We start from the raw sequence: 14002 nt of genomic DNA, 5'->3' as shown, positions 1-14002 counted from the left end.
ACGGAACATGTGAATCACTTCACAAACAACCGGGTCGGTTGAAGAGAAAAAATCCTGAAATAACGGGTTGACTCTGAAAGAGGAAAGCGTAATATACGCCACCTCGCAACGGTGAGCGAAAGCCGCGTTGCACTGCTCTTTAACAATTTATCAGACAATCTGTGTGGGCACTCAAAGTGACATGGATTCTTAATGTCTTCGGACAATAAATGAATACCAAGTCTCTGAGTGAACATACGTAATTCATTACGAAGTTTAATTCACGAGCATCAAACTTAAATTGAAGAGTTTGATCATGGCTCAGATTGAACGCTGGCGGCAGGCCTAACACATGCAAGTCGAGCGGCAGCGGGAAGTAGCTTGCTACTTTGCCGGCGAGCGGCGGACGGGTGAGTAATGTCTGGGAAACTGCCTGATGGAGGGGGATAACTACTGGAAACGGTAGCTAATACCGCATAATGTCGCAAGACCAAAGAGGGGGACCTTCGGGCCTCTTGCCATCAGATGTGCCCAGATGGGATTAGCTAGTAGGTGGGGTAACGGCTCACCTAGGCGACGATCCCTAGCTGGTCTGAGAGGATGACCAGCCACACTGGAACTGAGACACGGTCCAGACTCCTACGGGAGGCAGCAGTGGGGAATATTGCACAATGGGCGCAAGCCTGATGCAGCCATGCCGCGTGTATGAAGAAGGCCTTCGGGTTGTAAAGTACTTTCAGCGGGGAGGAAGGTGTTGAGGTTAATAACCTCAGCAATTGACGTTACCCGCAGAAGAAGCACCGGCTAACTCCGTGCCAGCAGCCGCGGTAATACGGAGGGTGCAAGCGTTAATCGGAATTACTGGGCGTAAAGCGCACGCAGGCGGTCTGTCAAGTCGGATGTGAAATCCCCGGGCTCAACCTGGGAACTGCATTCGAAACTGGCAGGCTAGAGTCTTGTAGAGGGGGGTAGAATTCCAGGTGTAGCGGTGAAATGCGTAGAGATCTGGAGGAATACCGGTGGCGAAGGCGGCCCCCTGGACAAAGACTGACGCTCAGGTGCGAAAGCGTGGGGAGCAAACAGGATTAGATACCCTGGTAGTCCACGCCGTAAACGATGTCGACTTGGAGGTTGTGCCCTTGAGGCGTGGCTTCCGGAGCTAACGCGTTAAGTCGACCGCCTGGGGAGTACGGCCGCAAGGTTAAAACTCAAATGAATTGACGGGGGCCCGCACAAGCGGTGGAGCATGTGGTTTAATTCGATGCAACGCGAAGAACCTTACCTACTCTTGACATCCAGAGAACTTTCCAGAGATGGATTGGTGCCTTCGGGAACTCTGAGACAGGTGCTGCATGGCTGTCGTCAGCTCGTGTTGTGAAATGTTGGGTTAAGTCCCGCAACGAGCGCAACCCTTATCCTTTGTTGCCAGCGGTTCGGCCGGGAACTCAAAGGAGACTGCCAGTGATAAACTGGAGGAAGGTGGGGATGACGTCAAGTCATCATGGCCCTTACGAGTAGGGCTACACACGTGCTACAATGGCGCATACAAAGAGAAGCGACCTCGCGAGAGCAAGCGGACCTCATAAAGTGCGTCGTAGTCCGGATTGGAGTCTGCAACTCGACTCCATGAAGTCGGAATCGCTAGTAATCGTAGATCAGAATGCTACGGTGAATACGTTCCCGGGCCTTGTACACACCGCCCGTCACACCATGGGAGTGGGTTGCAAAAGAAGTAGGTAGCTTAACCTTCGGGAGGGCGCTTACCACTTTGTGATTCATGACTGGGGTGAAGTCGTAACAAGGTAACCGTAGGGGAACCTGCGGTTGGATCACCTCCTTACCTTAAAGAACCTGCCTTTGTAGTGCTCACACAGATTGTCTGATGAAAATAGCAGTAAAAATCTCTGCAGGCTTGTAGCTCAGGTGGTTAGAGCGCACCCCTGATAAGGGTGAGGTCGGTGGTTCAAGTCCACTCAGGCCTACCAAATACTTCCTGATACTGCGTTGCGGAACAACTCGCATACTTCAGTATGCTTCGTTATTCCACGCCTTGTCTCAGAAAGCATTACCGGTACAGAGATTAGCATTTTGCGATGGGGTTATAGCTCAGCTGGGAGAGCGCCTGCCTTGCACGCAGGAGGTCTGCGGTTCGATCCCGCATAGCTCCACCATCCTTTTACTGCGAACACAAGAAAACTTCAGAGTGAACCTGAAAAGGTGCACTGCGAAGTTTTGCTCTTTAAAAATCTGGATCAAGCTGAAAATTGAAACGACACACATGTTATGTGTGTTCGAGTCTCTCAAATTTTCGCAAGTCGGTGATGAATCGAAAGAAACATCTTCGGGTTGTGAGGTTAAGCGACTAAGCGTACACGGTGGATGCCCTGGCAGTCAGAGGCGATGAAGGACGTGCTAATCTGCGAAAAGCGCCGGCGAGGTGATATGAACCTTTGACCCGGCGATGTCCGAATGGGGAAACCCAGTGTGTTCCGACACACTATCGTTAACTGAATACATAGGTTAACGAGGCGAACCGGGGGAACTGAAACATCTAAGTACCCCGAGGAAAAGAAATCAACCGAGATTCCCCCAGTAGCGGCGAGCGAACGGGGAGCAGCCCAGAGTCTGAATCAGCTTGTGTGTTAGTGGAAGCGTCTGGAAAGTCGCAGGGTACAGGGTGATACTCCCGTACACGAAAGCACACTTGCTGTGAACTCGAAGAGTAGGGCGGGACACGTGGTATCCTGTCTGAATATGGGGGGACCATCCTCCAAGGCTAAATACTCCTGACTGACCGATAGTGAACCAGTACCGTGAGGGAAAGGCGAAAAGAACCCCGGCGAGGGGAGTGAAAAAGAACCTGAAACCGTGTACGTACAAGCAGTGGGAGCCTACTTGTTAGGTGACTGCGTACCTTTTGTATAATGGGTCAGCGACTTATATTCTGTAGCAAGGTTAACCGTATAGGGGAGCCGAAGGGAAACCGAGTCTTAACTGGGCGTTAAGTTGCAGGGTATAGACCCGAAACCCGGTGATCTAGCCATGGGCAGGTTGAAGGTTGGGTAACACTAACTGGAGGACCGAACCGACTAATGTTGAAAAATTAGCGGATGACTTGTGGCTGGGGGTGAAAGGCCAATCAAACCGGGAGATAGCTGGTTCTCCCCGAAAGCTATTTAGGTAGCGCCTCGTGAACTCATCTTCGGGGGTAGAGCACTGTTTCGGCTAGGGGGCCATCCCGGCTTACCAACCCGATGCAAACTACGAATACCGAAGAATGTTATCACGGGAGACACACGGCGGGTGCTAACGTCCGTCGTGAAGAGGGAAACAACCCAGACCGCCAGCTAAGGTCCCAAAGTCATGGTTAAGTGGGAAACGATGTGGGAAGGCACAGACAGCCAGGATGTTGGCTTAGAAGCAGCCATCATTTAAAGAAAGCGTAATAGCTCACTGGTCGAGTCGGCCTGCGCGGAAGATGTAACGGGGCTAAACCATGCACCGAAGCTGCGGCAGCGACACTATGTGTTGTTGGGTAGGGGAGCGTTCTGTAAGCCGTTGAAGGTGGCCTGTGAGGGTTGCTGGAGGTATCAGAAGTGCGAATGCTGACATAAGTAACGATAATGCGGGTGAAAAGCCCGCACGCCGGAAGACCAAGGGTTCCTGTCCAACGTTAATCGGGGCAGGGTGAGTCGACCCCTAAGGCGAGGCCGAAAGGCGTAGTCGATGGGAAACAGGTTAATATTCCTGTACTTGGTGTTACTGCGAAGGGGGGACGGAGAAGGCTATGTTAGCCGGGCGACGGTTGTCCCGGTTTAAGCATGTAGGCGGAGGTTCCAGGTAAATCCGGTACCTTATTAACGCTGAGGTGTGATGACGAGGCACTACGGTGCTGAAGTAACAAATGCCCTGCTTCCAGGAAAAGCCTCTAAGCATCAGGTAACATCAAATCGTACCCCAAACCGACACAGGTGGTCAGGTAGAGAATACCAAGGCGCTTGAGAGAACTCGGGTGAAGGAACTAGGCAAAATGGTGCCGTAACTTCGGGAGAAGGCACGCTGATATGTAGGTGAAGCCCCTGCGGGTGGAGCTGAAATCAGTCGAAGATACCAGCTGGCTGCAACTGTTTATTAAAAACACAGCACTGTGCAAACACGAAAGTGGACGTATACGGTGTGACGCCTGCCCGGTGCCGGAAGGTTAATTGATGGGGTTAGCGGCAACGCGAAGCTCTTGATCGAAGCCCCGGTAAACGGCGGCCGTAACTATAACGGTCCTAAGGTAGCGAAATTCCTTGTCGGGTAAGTTCCGACCTGCACGAATGGCGTAATGATGGCCAGGCTGTCTCCACCCGAGACTCAGTGAAATTGAACTCGCTGTGAAGATGCAGTGTACCCGCGGCAAGACGGAAAGACCCCGTGAACCTTTACTATAGCTTGACACTGAACACTGGTCCTTGATGTGTAGGATAGGTGGGAGGCTTTGAAGCGTGGACGCCAGTCTGCGTGGAGCCGCCCTTGAAATACCACCCTTTAATGGCTGGTGTTCTAACGTAGACCCGTGATCCGGGTTGCGGACAGTGTCTGGTGGGTAGTTTGACTGGGGCGGTCTCCTCCCAAAGAGTAACGGAGGAGCACGAAGGTTAGCTAATCCTGGTCGGACATCAGGAGGTTAGTGCAATGGCATAAGCTAGCTTGACTGCGAGAGTGACGGCTCGAGCAGGTGCGAAAGCAGGTCATAGTGATCCGGTGGTTCTGAATGGAAGGGCCATCGCTCAACGGATAAAAGGTACTCCGGGGATAACAGGCTGATACCGCCCAAGAGTTCATATCGACGGCGGTGTTTGGCACCTCGATGTCGGCTCATCACATCCTGGGGCTGAAGTAGGTCCCAAGGGTATGGCTGTTCGCCATTTAAAGTGGTACGCGAGCTGGGTTTAGAACGTCGTGAGACAGTTCGGTCCCTATCTGCCGTGGGCGCTGGAGAATTGAGGGGGGCTGCTCCTAGTACGAGAGGACCGGAGTGGACGCATCACTGGTGTTCGGGTTGTCATGCCAATGGCATTGCCCGGTAGCTAAATGCGGAAGAGATAAGTGCTGAAAGCATCTAAGCACGAAACTTGCCCCGAGATGAGTTCTCCCTGACCCTTTAAGGGTCCTGAAGGAACGTTGAAGACTACGACGTTGATAGGTCGGGTGTGTAAGCGCAGCGATGCGTTGAGCTAACCGATACTAATGAACCGTGAGGCTTAACCTTACAACGCCGAAGGTGTTTTGGCGAAGAGACAGACACGATATTTTCAGCCTGATACAGATTTAACAGAATTTGCCTGGCGGCTTTAGCGCGGTGGTCCCACCTGACCCCATGCCGAACTCAGAAGTGAAACGCCGTAGCGCCGATGGTAGTGTGGGGTCTCCCCATGTGAGAGTAGGGAACTGCCAGGCATCAAATTAAGTAGTAAGCCGGTGCATTAATCCGGTGGTTACAAGCAGTCTTCGGTGGAGCGGTAGTTCAGTCGGTTAGAATACCTGCCTGTCACGCAGGGGGTCGCGGGTTCGAGTCCCGTCCGTTCCGCCACTTATTAAAAGCCCTGAGCTAACGCTCAGGGCTTTTTTCTTATCTGCCGTTTAATTATTGCGAAATTAGCAAAAATCCTCTGCTTTCTGCGCTCTTTTTCTTCATAACACTACCCGCCATAATCTTCCTCAGTTTACGAACATAATGATTAACGAGGAATAACATGACTATCCCTGCATTTGGTCTGGGCACTTTCCGCCTGAAAGACGACGTTGTAATTGCATCTGTAAAAACTGCACTTGAACTTGGCTATCGCACCGTTGATACGGCGCAGATTTATGAAAACGAAGCGGCTGTTGGCCAGGCACTTGAAGAGAGCGGCGTACCGCGCAGCGACCTTTTCATCACCACCAAGATCTGGATTGAGAATCTCAGTAAAGATAAGCTGATCCCAAGTCTGAAAGAGAGCCTGAAAAAACTGCGTACTGACTATGTGGACCTGACGCTGGTTCACTGGCCATCACCGAATGATGCCGTCCCGGTGGAAGAATTCATGCAGGCGCTGCTGGAAGCGAAAAAGCAGGGCTTAACGCGTGAAATTGGTATCTCCAACTTTACTATCCCGCTGATGGAAAAAGCGATTGCTGCTGTTGGCGCAGAAAATATTGCGACCAACCAAATTGAACTGTCCCCATACCTGCAAAACCGCAAAGTGGTGGACTGGGCAAAACAGCACGGTATCCATATTACTTCTTACATGACGCTGGCGTACGGTAAAGCGCTGAAAGATGAGGAGATTACCCGTATCGCGGAGAAACACAACGCGACAGCGGCCCAGGTGATCCTGGCATGGGCAATGGATGAAGGTTATGCCGTGATCCCGTCCTCAACCAAGCGTGAAAACCTGGCAAGCAACCTGTTAGCACTGGATCTCCAGCTGGACGAAGATGATAAAAAAGCGATCGCGGCACTGGATTGCAACGATCGTCTGGTGAGCCCGGAAGGGTTAGCGCCGAACTGGGATTAATATTGACCCAACCCTCTGTATTCTAAAACCCTCGCACAGCTCCTTCGGGAGCTGTTTTTATATGTTCGCTCAGGAAGTCGATAAAGGCACGAATACGTGTACTGACGGCTCTGTCGCTGTAATAAACCGCGCTAAAAGGCATCTCTACCGGCAGACGTTTATCTGCCATCAGCTCCACAAGCTCTCCGCGTGCGATCTCTTTATCAATCATGTAATCAGACAAACAGGCGATACCATTTCCGGTAAGGCACAGCTGTTTTAGCGTTTCCCCACTGTTTGAGGATAATCCGCAGGTAATTTCATGAAGCTGACCATCATGACAGGCGACAGGCCAGGTATTTAGCGACACCGGTTCCGTAAAGCCCAGACACAGATGTTGTGCCAGCTCTTCTACCGTTTCGGGCTTTCCATGCTCAGCAATATACTGCGGCGACGCGATGATTTTACGGTAGCTGGCAAAGAGGGGGCGAGCACGTAAGCTTGAATCAGTCAGGGTTCCCGCCCGGATCGCGACATCAACTTTGCGTTCAATAAGATTGATAAAGGTTTCGGAGGACACCAGCGATAACGTCATCTCTGGATAACGTTCGCGGAAGGGCCTGATTAGCGGCATCAGAAAATGCAAAACCACAGGTGTTGCCGCATCGATACGCAGCAATCCACGCGGTGTGCTGCGCGATTCCATAATCTCTGTCTCCGCTGCGGCCATCTCCTGCAGGACGGACTGCACGCGGCGGAAATAACGCTCACCTTCTTCCGTCAGGCTCAGCTGTCGTGTTGTTCGGTTGAGCAAACTCACCCCAAGCTTCATCTCCAGCTTTTTAACCGAGCGACTGATCGCGGAATTTGCCTGACCCAGCTGTTCCGCTGCGCGGCTAAAGCTACCGCTCTCGACGACGGCGACAAAGATTGTTAGCTCTTCCGAGGTTGCTTTCATTGTTGCACCACCTGCAAAATTCAATTGATATTCTGACCATTTTTGTTATTTAAGCACTGGCGCATACTTCCTGTCATCTTAATCCTGTAAAGACGGAGTATTTTATGCCACTGGCGCTACTTGCCCTCACGATCAGTGCCTTTGCGATAGGCACGACCGAGTTCGTTATTGTCGGATTGGTTCCTACCATCGCTAATCAACTTGCCATCTCGCTCCCTTCTGCGGGCTTGCTGGTGTCAATCTATGCGTTGGGTGTTGCTGTTGGTGCACCTGTACTGACCGCGCTGACAGGGCGTTTCCCGCGTAAACAGCTGTTAGTTGCCCTGATGGTGCTCTTCACCGCTGGCAACTTGCTGGCCTGGCAGGCGCCGGACTACACCACGCTGGTGATTGCCCGCCTTCTGACCGGCCTCGCGCATGGCGTGTTCTTCTCCATCGGTTCAACCATTGCAACCAGCCTGGTGCCTAAAGAGAAAGCCGCATCCGCTATCGCCATCATGTTTGGTGGGTTAACCGTTGCGTTGGTCACTGGGGTGCCGTTAGGTACCTTTATTGGCCAACATTTTGGCTGGCGTGAAACTTTCCTGGCCGTATCACTGCTGGGCGTGATTGCCCTGGTCGCCAGTATGCTGTTGGTACCATCCAATATCCCTGGCCGGGCGAGCGCAAGCCTGAGCGATCAGTTGAAGGTGCTCACGCATCCGCGTCTGCTGATCATTTACGCCGTTACGGCTCTTGGCTATGGTGGCGTGTTCACTGCTTTCACCTTCCTGGCACCCATGATGCAGGATCTGGCGGGCTTCTCCCCAACGGCGGTAAGCTGGATTTTGCTGGGTTACGGTATTTCTGTCGCGATTGGTAACATCTGGGGCGGCAAACTTGCGGATAAGCATGGTGCGGTACCGGCTCTTAAATTTATCTTCGCAGCGTTGGTTATTCTACTGATGATTTTCCAGTTCACCGCATCGATTCAGTACGCCGCGCTGATCACCGTGCTGGTTATGGGGATCTTCGCCTTTGGTAACGTGCCGGGTCTGCAGGTGTACGTGGTGCAAAAGGCCGAACTGTATACGCCAAATGCGGTAGATGTTGCATCGGGCCTGAACATTGCCGCATTCAATATCGGTATCGCGATCGGTTCCATCGTAGGCGGACAAACCGTAGAACACTTCGGGTTAACCCAAACGCCGTGGATTGGTGCGGTCATTGTACTTGTCGCTTTCCTGCTGATTGGCCTCAGTGGACGGCTTGATAAACCGGCTCGCGTGGCGCTTGGGTAAGTAGCAGTAAGTGCTTGCTTACAAAACTGGAAAGCGGTTTCTCAGTAATTGCGTTGAAAGTGTGACCTAAAATCCCTATAACATTAGAACCAGTCCGTTTTTCCAGGCTGGTTCACGTTATAGAGGCCGTTTCCAAAAGTGCGAAAAAATACCTATGCCATGCGTTATGTTGCCGGAATGCCCGCGGAGAGGATCTTGCCTCCGGGGTCGTTTGCGAGCCTTAGCCAGGCATTGCCAGCCGGTACACCCTTAAGCAGTGACGAAAAAATCCGGGTACTGGTCTGGAACATCTTCAAGCAGCAGCGCGCGGAGTGGTTGTCCGTACTGAAGAATTTCGGTAAAGATGCGCATCTGGTTCTCTTGCAAGAGGCACAAACCACGCCGGAGCTGGTCAGGTTTGCAACGACTAACTATCTTGCCGCCGATCAGGTCCCTGCGTTCGTCTTACCGCAGCACCCCTCTGGGGTGATGACTCTGTCAGCCGCGCATCCGGTCTATTGCTGCCCGCTGCGTGAACGTGAGCCGATTTTGCGCCTGGCCAAGTCGGCGCTGGTGACGGTCTATCCGTTACCGGATACGCGCCTGTTGATGGTGGTAAACATCCATGCGGTGAACTTTAGCCTGGGGGTGGATGTGTATAGTAAGCAGTTACTCCCAATTGGCGATCAGATAGCCCATCACAGCGGGCCGATCATTATGGCCGGGGACTTTAATGCCTGGAGCCGCCCGCGCATGAATGCGTTGTACCGCTTTGCGCGCGAAATGTCGCTGCGTGAGGTCCGTTTTAGCGACGATCAGCGCAAGAAAGCGTTTGGTCGTCCTCTCGATTTTGTCTTCTATCGTGGTTTGAATGTGCATGATGCCTCCGTTCTGGTAACGCGCGCTTCCGATCACAATCCTCTACTCGTTGAATTCAGTCCCGGCAAACCTGATAAATAATGGTGCGTCAGGTCTGCCGTGGGGCAGGCCTCTGCGGGTGCTGCCCTTTACTTTTTAACCAACAAAAGGACAGTACGATGACAACAACAACACACACCCATCATGACAACGTAGAAAAACAGTTTGGTTCTCAGGCAAGTGCTTATCTGAGCAGCGCCGTGCATGCGTCTGGGCGCGATCTGGTGCGTCTCGGGGAGCGTCTGGCGGCATTCCCACAGGCACACGTGCTGGATTTAGGGTGTGGAGCAGGGCATGCCAGCTTTACGGCCGCACAGCAGGTGGCACAGGTGACCGCGTATGATTTATCCAGCCAGATGCTCGAGGTGGTCGCAGAAGCTGCAAAAGCCAAAGGGCTGAGCAACGTGGCTACGCGCCAGGGTTACGCCGAATCGTTGCCTTTCGACGATGCGTCGTTTGATGTGGTCATTAGCCGCTACTCCGCCCACCACTGGCATGATGTCGGCCAGGCCTTACGGGAAGTGAAGCGCGTATTGAAGCCGGGAGGCGTCTTCATCATTATGGACGTCATGTCTCCGGGTCATCCGGTGCGGGATATCTGGCTGCAAACGGTTGAAGCGCTGCGCGACACTTCTCACGTGCAGAACTACTCCAGCGGTCAATGGTTATCGCTGATAACGGAGGCCGGGTTGATTTCCCGCTCGCTGATAACAGACCGCTTGCCGCTGGAATATAACGCCTGGATCGCACGTATGCGCACGCCGGAAGCGCTGAGCCGGGCGATTCGTATATATCAGGAAAGCGCATCTGCGGAAGTGAAGGCTTACTTTGAACTGCAGGAAGATGGCTCGTTCACCAGCGACACCATTATGGCTGAAGCGCAAAAGGCGGGTTAAAACAAAAAAGGCACCGAGGGGAATCGGTGCCTTTTTATCTCAGGAATGTCTCATCACGAATCTGGCGTCGCGCTGTTTTTCACAAACAGCGTTAGCTGGTCACCCGGTTGCAGATTGTCAGTATCATTATTCCAGCGCATTACATCTTTGATGTTCACGCCGTGACGTTTTGCGATACTGGACAGCGAATCACCCTTACGAACGCGATAGGTAATACTGTCGCTGTTCCTGGCAAGACGCTGTGCGCTGCTACCCGCACCCACCGTCAGAGTTTGACCCACTTTCAGACCGGAGCTGCGCAGGTTATTCCACTGCTGCAGATCTTTCGCATTCACGCCAAGACGTGATGCAATGCCCGAAAGCGTATCACCTGAACGCACCTTATAGCTGCGGCTGGAAACGGGAGAGGTATCGGCGATCAGCGTAGACTGAACGGCGGCAATCTCACCAGAAGCCAGAGACTCACGTAATTGTTCAGCATGCTTCTGCGGAACCATCACATACCGTGGGCCATTTGCTCCCAGGGTTGAGCCTTTAACGCCTGCATTAAAGGTTTTCAGTTTACTGACCGACATACCCGTCATATCGGCAACCTGTTGAATATCAACCGGGCTGCTGAGGCGAACGCGCGCCAGTGCACGACTTTCGTCTGGTGTTGGCAGTTGTACACCGTAACGCTTGCTGTTCTTGAGAATATCGCTCAGGGCCAGCATCTTCGGTACGTAAACCTTGGTTTCCTGTGGCAGTGAGAGCGACCAGAAATCGGTAGATTTACCACGCGCTCTGTTCGCTTTCATTGCCTTCAGTACACGACCTTCACCGCTGTTATACGCTGCGACCGTTAACAACCAGTCACCGTCAAACATCTTGTTCAGACGTTCCATCATGTCGAGAGCGGCTGTCGTTGAAGCGACAACATCACGACGCGCATCATAGCTGCGGGTCTGTTTCAAACCATAATTGCGCCCAGTGCTCGGAATGATCTGCCAAATGCCTGCGGCATTGGCGCCAGACGTTGCGTGTGGGTCAAAAGCGCTCTCCACTATGGGTAGGAGTACCAGCTCCATAGGCATGTTACGTTTCTTAACTTGCCCGGCTATCCAGTACATATACGGCTCTGCCCGTAACGTTACATCGTGGAGATAGCTCTTATTTCTTAAATACTTCTGCTTCTGTTCGCGAATCCGGCTGTTTTCCGGAATTCCCATCTTTAGCTCGTCGCCAATAGAGGCCCACAAGTCTTGTTCCTGCGCGAAAGTTGTCCCATCGTCCAACCAGCGCGCCTGACTTGTAAACTTCCCTGCTTCCCCTTGACCAGCTGCAGAAAGGCTCTGTGCGTGCTGTTGTACGTTGCTGCCATTTTGCGACTGGCAACCTACAAGCAGGACAGAGGCGAGTAATATCGCTTTTGCCTTCATGTGTGTGTCAATAGTTGCTTAAAAGACGAGCGATGATAACGGCGAAATTTTGAAAAGGCAACCCGCAATTATCTGAAGTTATCTTTCTTTGACCTTAACCATGCAAAACGCTGCTCTGGTTGTTGCAACTTTGTTTCTTGGTTAATTTTATTAATTAAATCAATATCATCAGTTCGTAAAAATAAATTTATTTCTCGCTCGTTTTTCAGAATAACGGGTAGTGTTTTTTGGTTTTTTGCACGTAACTCCTTCACTTTCTGGTAATAATCTAAAATCGCCAGATCGTCCGGCAAAATGCTCGCGGCAAACTTCATATTTCCTAATGTATATTCATGTGCGCAACAAATGAGGGTATCGTCAGGTAATGCGTTAATCTTCTGTAATGACTGATACATCTGGGCTGGCGTCCCTTCGAATAGCCTTCCACAGCCGCCTGAAAAGAGTGTGTCACCGCAAAATAGATAAGGTTTTCTGTAGAAACACAGATGTCCAGAAGTGTGACCTGGCGTAGCAAATACGGAAAATTCGTATCCCAGTATGAGGATATTTTCGCCTTCTTCGACTAGTTGCGTCGTGCCCTTATCTTGTGTTTCAGCCGGTCCATACACCACAAGATGCGGGAAGGCCGCCACAAGATCGGGAACGCCGCCCACGTGATCGTTATGGTGATGAGTAAGAAGGATGGCCTGGGGATGCCAGCCATTTTCTTCGATTGCCTGCAAAACCGGCGCGGATTCACCCGGATCGACAATGATACATCTGCGATCGTCATCGACTAATACCCAGATGTAATTGTCCTGAAAGGCTGGAATACTGATAAGATTCATACATTACCTCTAACTGCGTGGCGGATGTGTGGATGAAACCGGCAAGGATACCTCAGACTGTCGCAGCACCGGAACGTTGGGCTGACCTGCCCTGGGGTGAGTACTATCGCGAGGCGTTAGAACAGCAGCTTAAGCCGTGGCTCGCGAAAATGTATGGCTTTCACCTGCTTAAGATTGGCAATCTCAGCGCGGAAATCAATACCGAAAGCTGCGCTATCTCGCATCAGGTCAACGTTTCGCTCGCGGGATTGCCTGTTCAGGTGAAAGCAGACCCGCTGCATTTACCTTTTGCCGAAAAATCCGTTGATGCTTGTCTGCTGGCGCATACGTTGCCCTGGTGCAGCGATCCCCATCGCCTGCTGCGCGAAGCTGACCGTGTGCTGATTGATGATGGCTGGCTAATACTCAGCGGTTTCAATCCACTGAGCCTGATGGGTCTGCGCAAGCTCGTCCCGGTTTTACGCCGCACCCCGCCGTATAACAGCCGCATGTTCACGATGATGCGCCAGCTGGACTGGCTTTCACTGCTTAACTTTGAGGTGCTCGGCTACGGGGGATTTCAGGTACTGCCCTGGTCACGGCAGGGAGGCGTTGTGCTAAGTACCCATTTGCCCGCCCTGGGCTGTATGCAGTTTATCGTGGCGCGTAAGCGAACAATTCCTTTGACGCTGAATCCGATGAAGCAAAGCAAATCGAAAACGCAAATTCGTCAGACCGTCGGCGCCACGCGGCAGTATCGAAAACCCTGATCAGGATTCAGGCTGGTAGCCCGCATCCTCATGCGCGGGATTGGACGCAGCCGCACGAGCCAGTTCGTCGCAGCGTTCGTTCTCAGGGTGACCTGCGTGGCCTTTTACCCATTCCCACTTGATTTGGTGCTGACCTAAGGCCGCATCCAGACGCTTCCAGAGGTCGACATTCTTGACCGGCTTTTTATCTGCCGTTTTCCAGCCGCGCTTTTTCCAGTTATGGATCCACTGGGTGATGCCCTGGCGCACGTACTGGCTGTCGGTGCTCAGCACCACGTCGCAATGTTCCTTTAAGGCTTCCAGCGCCACAATGGCCGCCATCAACTCCATGCGGTTGTTGGTGGTGAGAAAATAGCCTTCACTAAAAGTTTTTTCGTGCTGGCGATAACGCATAATCGCGCCATAACCGCCCGGGCCCGGATTGCCGAGACAAGATCCATCGGTGAAAATTTCTACCTGTTTACGCATCTCTGG

At 52.3% G+C, this 14002-nt stretch carries 9 protein-coding genes, 3 tRNA genes and 3 rRNA genes; 11 read left to right on the top strand and 4 right to left on the bottom strand.

From position 1 onward, the window contains the following. Nucleotides 1–277 precede the first annotated feature (277 nt). The 7 genes from EXW94_RS19575 to dkgB all read left to right on the top strand — a co-directional run bounded on the left by EXW94_RS19575 (nt 278) and on the right by dkgB (nt 6524). A 16S ribosomal RNA gene (locus EXW94_RS19575) occupies nt 278–1819 on the top strand. A gap of 68 nt (nt 1820–1887) precedes the next feature. Continuing rightward, nucleotides 1888–1964: transfer RNA gene (locus tag EXW94_RS19570), tRNA-Ile, on the top strand. A 110-nt stretch (nt 1965–2074) separates the two neighbouring features. Beyond that, a tRNA-Ala gene (locus tag EXW94_RS19565) sits at nt 2075–2150 on the top strand. 181 nt (nt 2151–2331) lie between these two features. Next, a 23S ribosomal RNA gene (locus tag EXW94_RS19560) occupies nt 2332–5236 on the top strand. A 72-nt stretch (nt 5237–5308) separates the two neighbouring features. Next, nucleotides 5309–5424: ribosomal RNA gene (gene rrf, locus EXW94_RS19555) — 5S ribosomal RNA — on the top strand. The 16S, 23S and 5S rRNA genes sit together here with 3 tRNA genes alongside, the layout of an rRNA operon. Before the next feature lie 56 nt (nt 5425–5480). Beyond that, nucleotides 5481–5557, top strand: a tRNA-Asp gene (locus EXW94_RS19550). Nucleotides 5558–5720: 163 nt separating this feature from the next. Then, a complete protein-coding gene (dkgB, locus tag EXW94_RS19545) occupies nt 5721–6524 on the top strand; it encodes a 2,5-didehydrogluconate reductase DkgB (protein ID WP_174340791.1) in 804 nt (267 codons plus the stop codon). Between the two features lie 22 nt (nt 6525–6546). Here the strand turns inward: dkgB and yafC are convergent, their stop codons facing one another. Further along, nucleotides 6547–7461 carry a DNA-binding transcriptional regulator YafC gene (gene yafC / locus EXW94_RS19540; protein WP_174340790.1) on the bottom strand — a complete coding sequence of 305 codons (915 nt, stop codon included), beginning with the start codon at nt 7459–7461 and terminating at the stop codon, nt 6547–6549. Between the two features lie 104 nt (nt 7462–7565). Here yafC and EXW94_RS19535 point away from each other — a divergent pair, with 104 nt between their 5' ends. The 3 genes from EXW94_RS19535 (at nt 7566) to EXW94_RS19525 (ending at nt 10534) form a co-directional block, all read left to right on the top strand. Next, nucleotides 7566–8741: an MFS transporter gene (locus tag EXW94_RS19535; protein WP_108418201.1), complete on the top strand. Its 1176-nt coding sequence runs from the start codon at nt 7566–7568 to the stop codon at nt 8739–8741. A gap of 138 nt (nt 8742–8879) precedes the next feature. After that, on the top strand, nt 8880–9680 hold the full coding sequence (locus tag EXW94_RS19530) for an endonuclease/exonuclease/phosphatase family protein (protein ID WP_042717509.1): 801 nt from the start codon (nt 8880–8882) through the stop codon (nt 9678–9680). A gap of 77 nt (nt 9681–9757) precedes the next feature. After that, nucleotides 9758–10534, top strand: a complete 777-nt coding sequence (locus tag EXW94_RS19525; RefSeq protein WP_126817865.1) for a class I SAM-dependent methyltransferase — start codon at nt 9758–9760, stop codon at nt 10532–10534. A 53-nt stretch (nt 10535–10587) separates the two neighbouring features. Here the strand turns inward: EXW94_RS19525 and mltD are convergent, their stop codons facing one another. Both mltD and gloB read right to left on the bottom strand, forming a co-directional pair. After that, nucleotides 10588–11952 (bottom strand): murein transglycosylase D, encoded by a 1365-nt coding sequence (gene mltD, locus EXW94_RS19520; RefSeq protein WP_089600679.1) that lies wholly within the window; start codon nt 11950–11952, stop codon nt 10588–10590. Nucleotides 11953–12020: 68 nt separating this feature from the next. Then, nucleotides 12021–12779: a hydroxyacylglutathione hydrolase gene (gene gloB, locus EXW94_RS19515; protein ID WP_174340789.1), complete on the bottom strand. Its 759-nt coding sequence runs from the start codon at nt 12777–12779 to the stop codon at nt 12021–12023. A 32-nt stretch (nt 12780–12811) separates the two neighbouring features. Between gloB and EXW94_RS19510 the strand changes: the two genes are divergently transcribed. After that, nucleotides 12812–13528 carry a class I SAM-dependent methyltransferase gene (locus EXW94_RS19510; RefSeq protein ID WP_010426636.1) on the top strand — a complete coding sequence of 239 codons (717 nt, stop codon included), beginning with the start codon at nt 12812–12814 and terminating at the stop codon, nt 13526–13528. On the opposite strand, the gene rnhA is transcribed toward EXW94_RS19510, so the two are convergent. Then, nucleotides 13529–13996, bottom strand: a complete 468-nt coding sequence (gene rnhA, locus EXW94_RS19505) for a ribonuclease HI (RefSeq protein ID WP_010426635.1) — start codon at nt 13994–13996, stop codon at nt 13529–13531. Nucleotides 13997–14002 lie beyond the last annotated feature (6 nt).

Origin of the sequence: Enterobacter sp. JMULE2 (assembly GCF_013337145.1) — a bacterium.
Lineage (GTDB): Bacteria > Pseudomonadota > Gammaproteobacteria > Enterobacterales > Enterobacteriaceae > Enterobacter > Enterobacter mori.
Note: the sequence above shows the minus strand (reverse complement) of the source record. Positions and strands in the feature narration are given on the sequence as shown.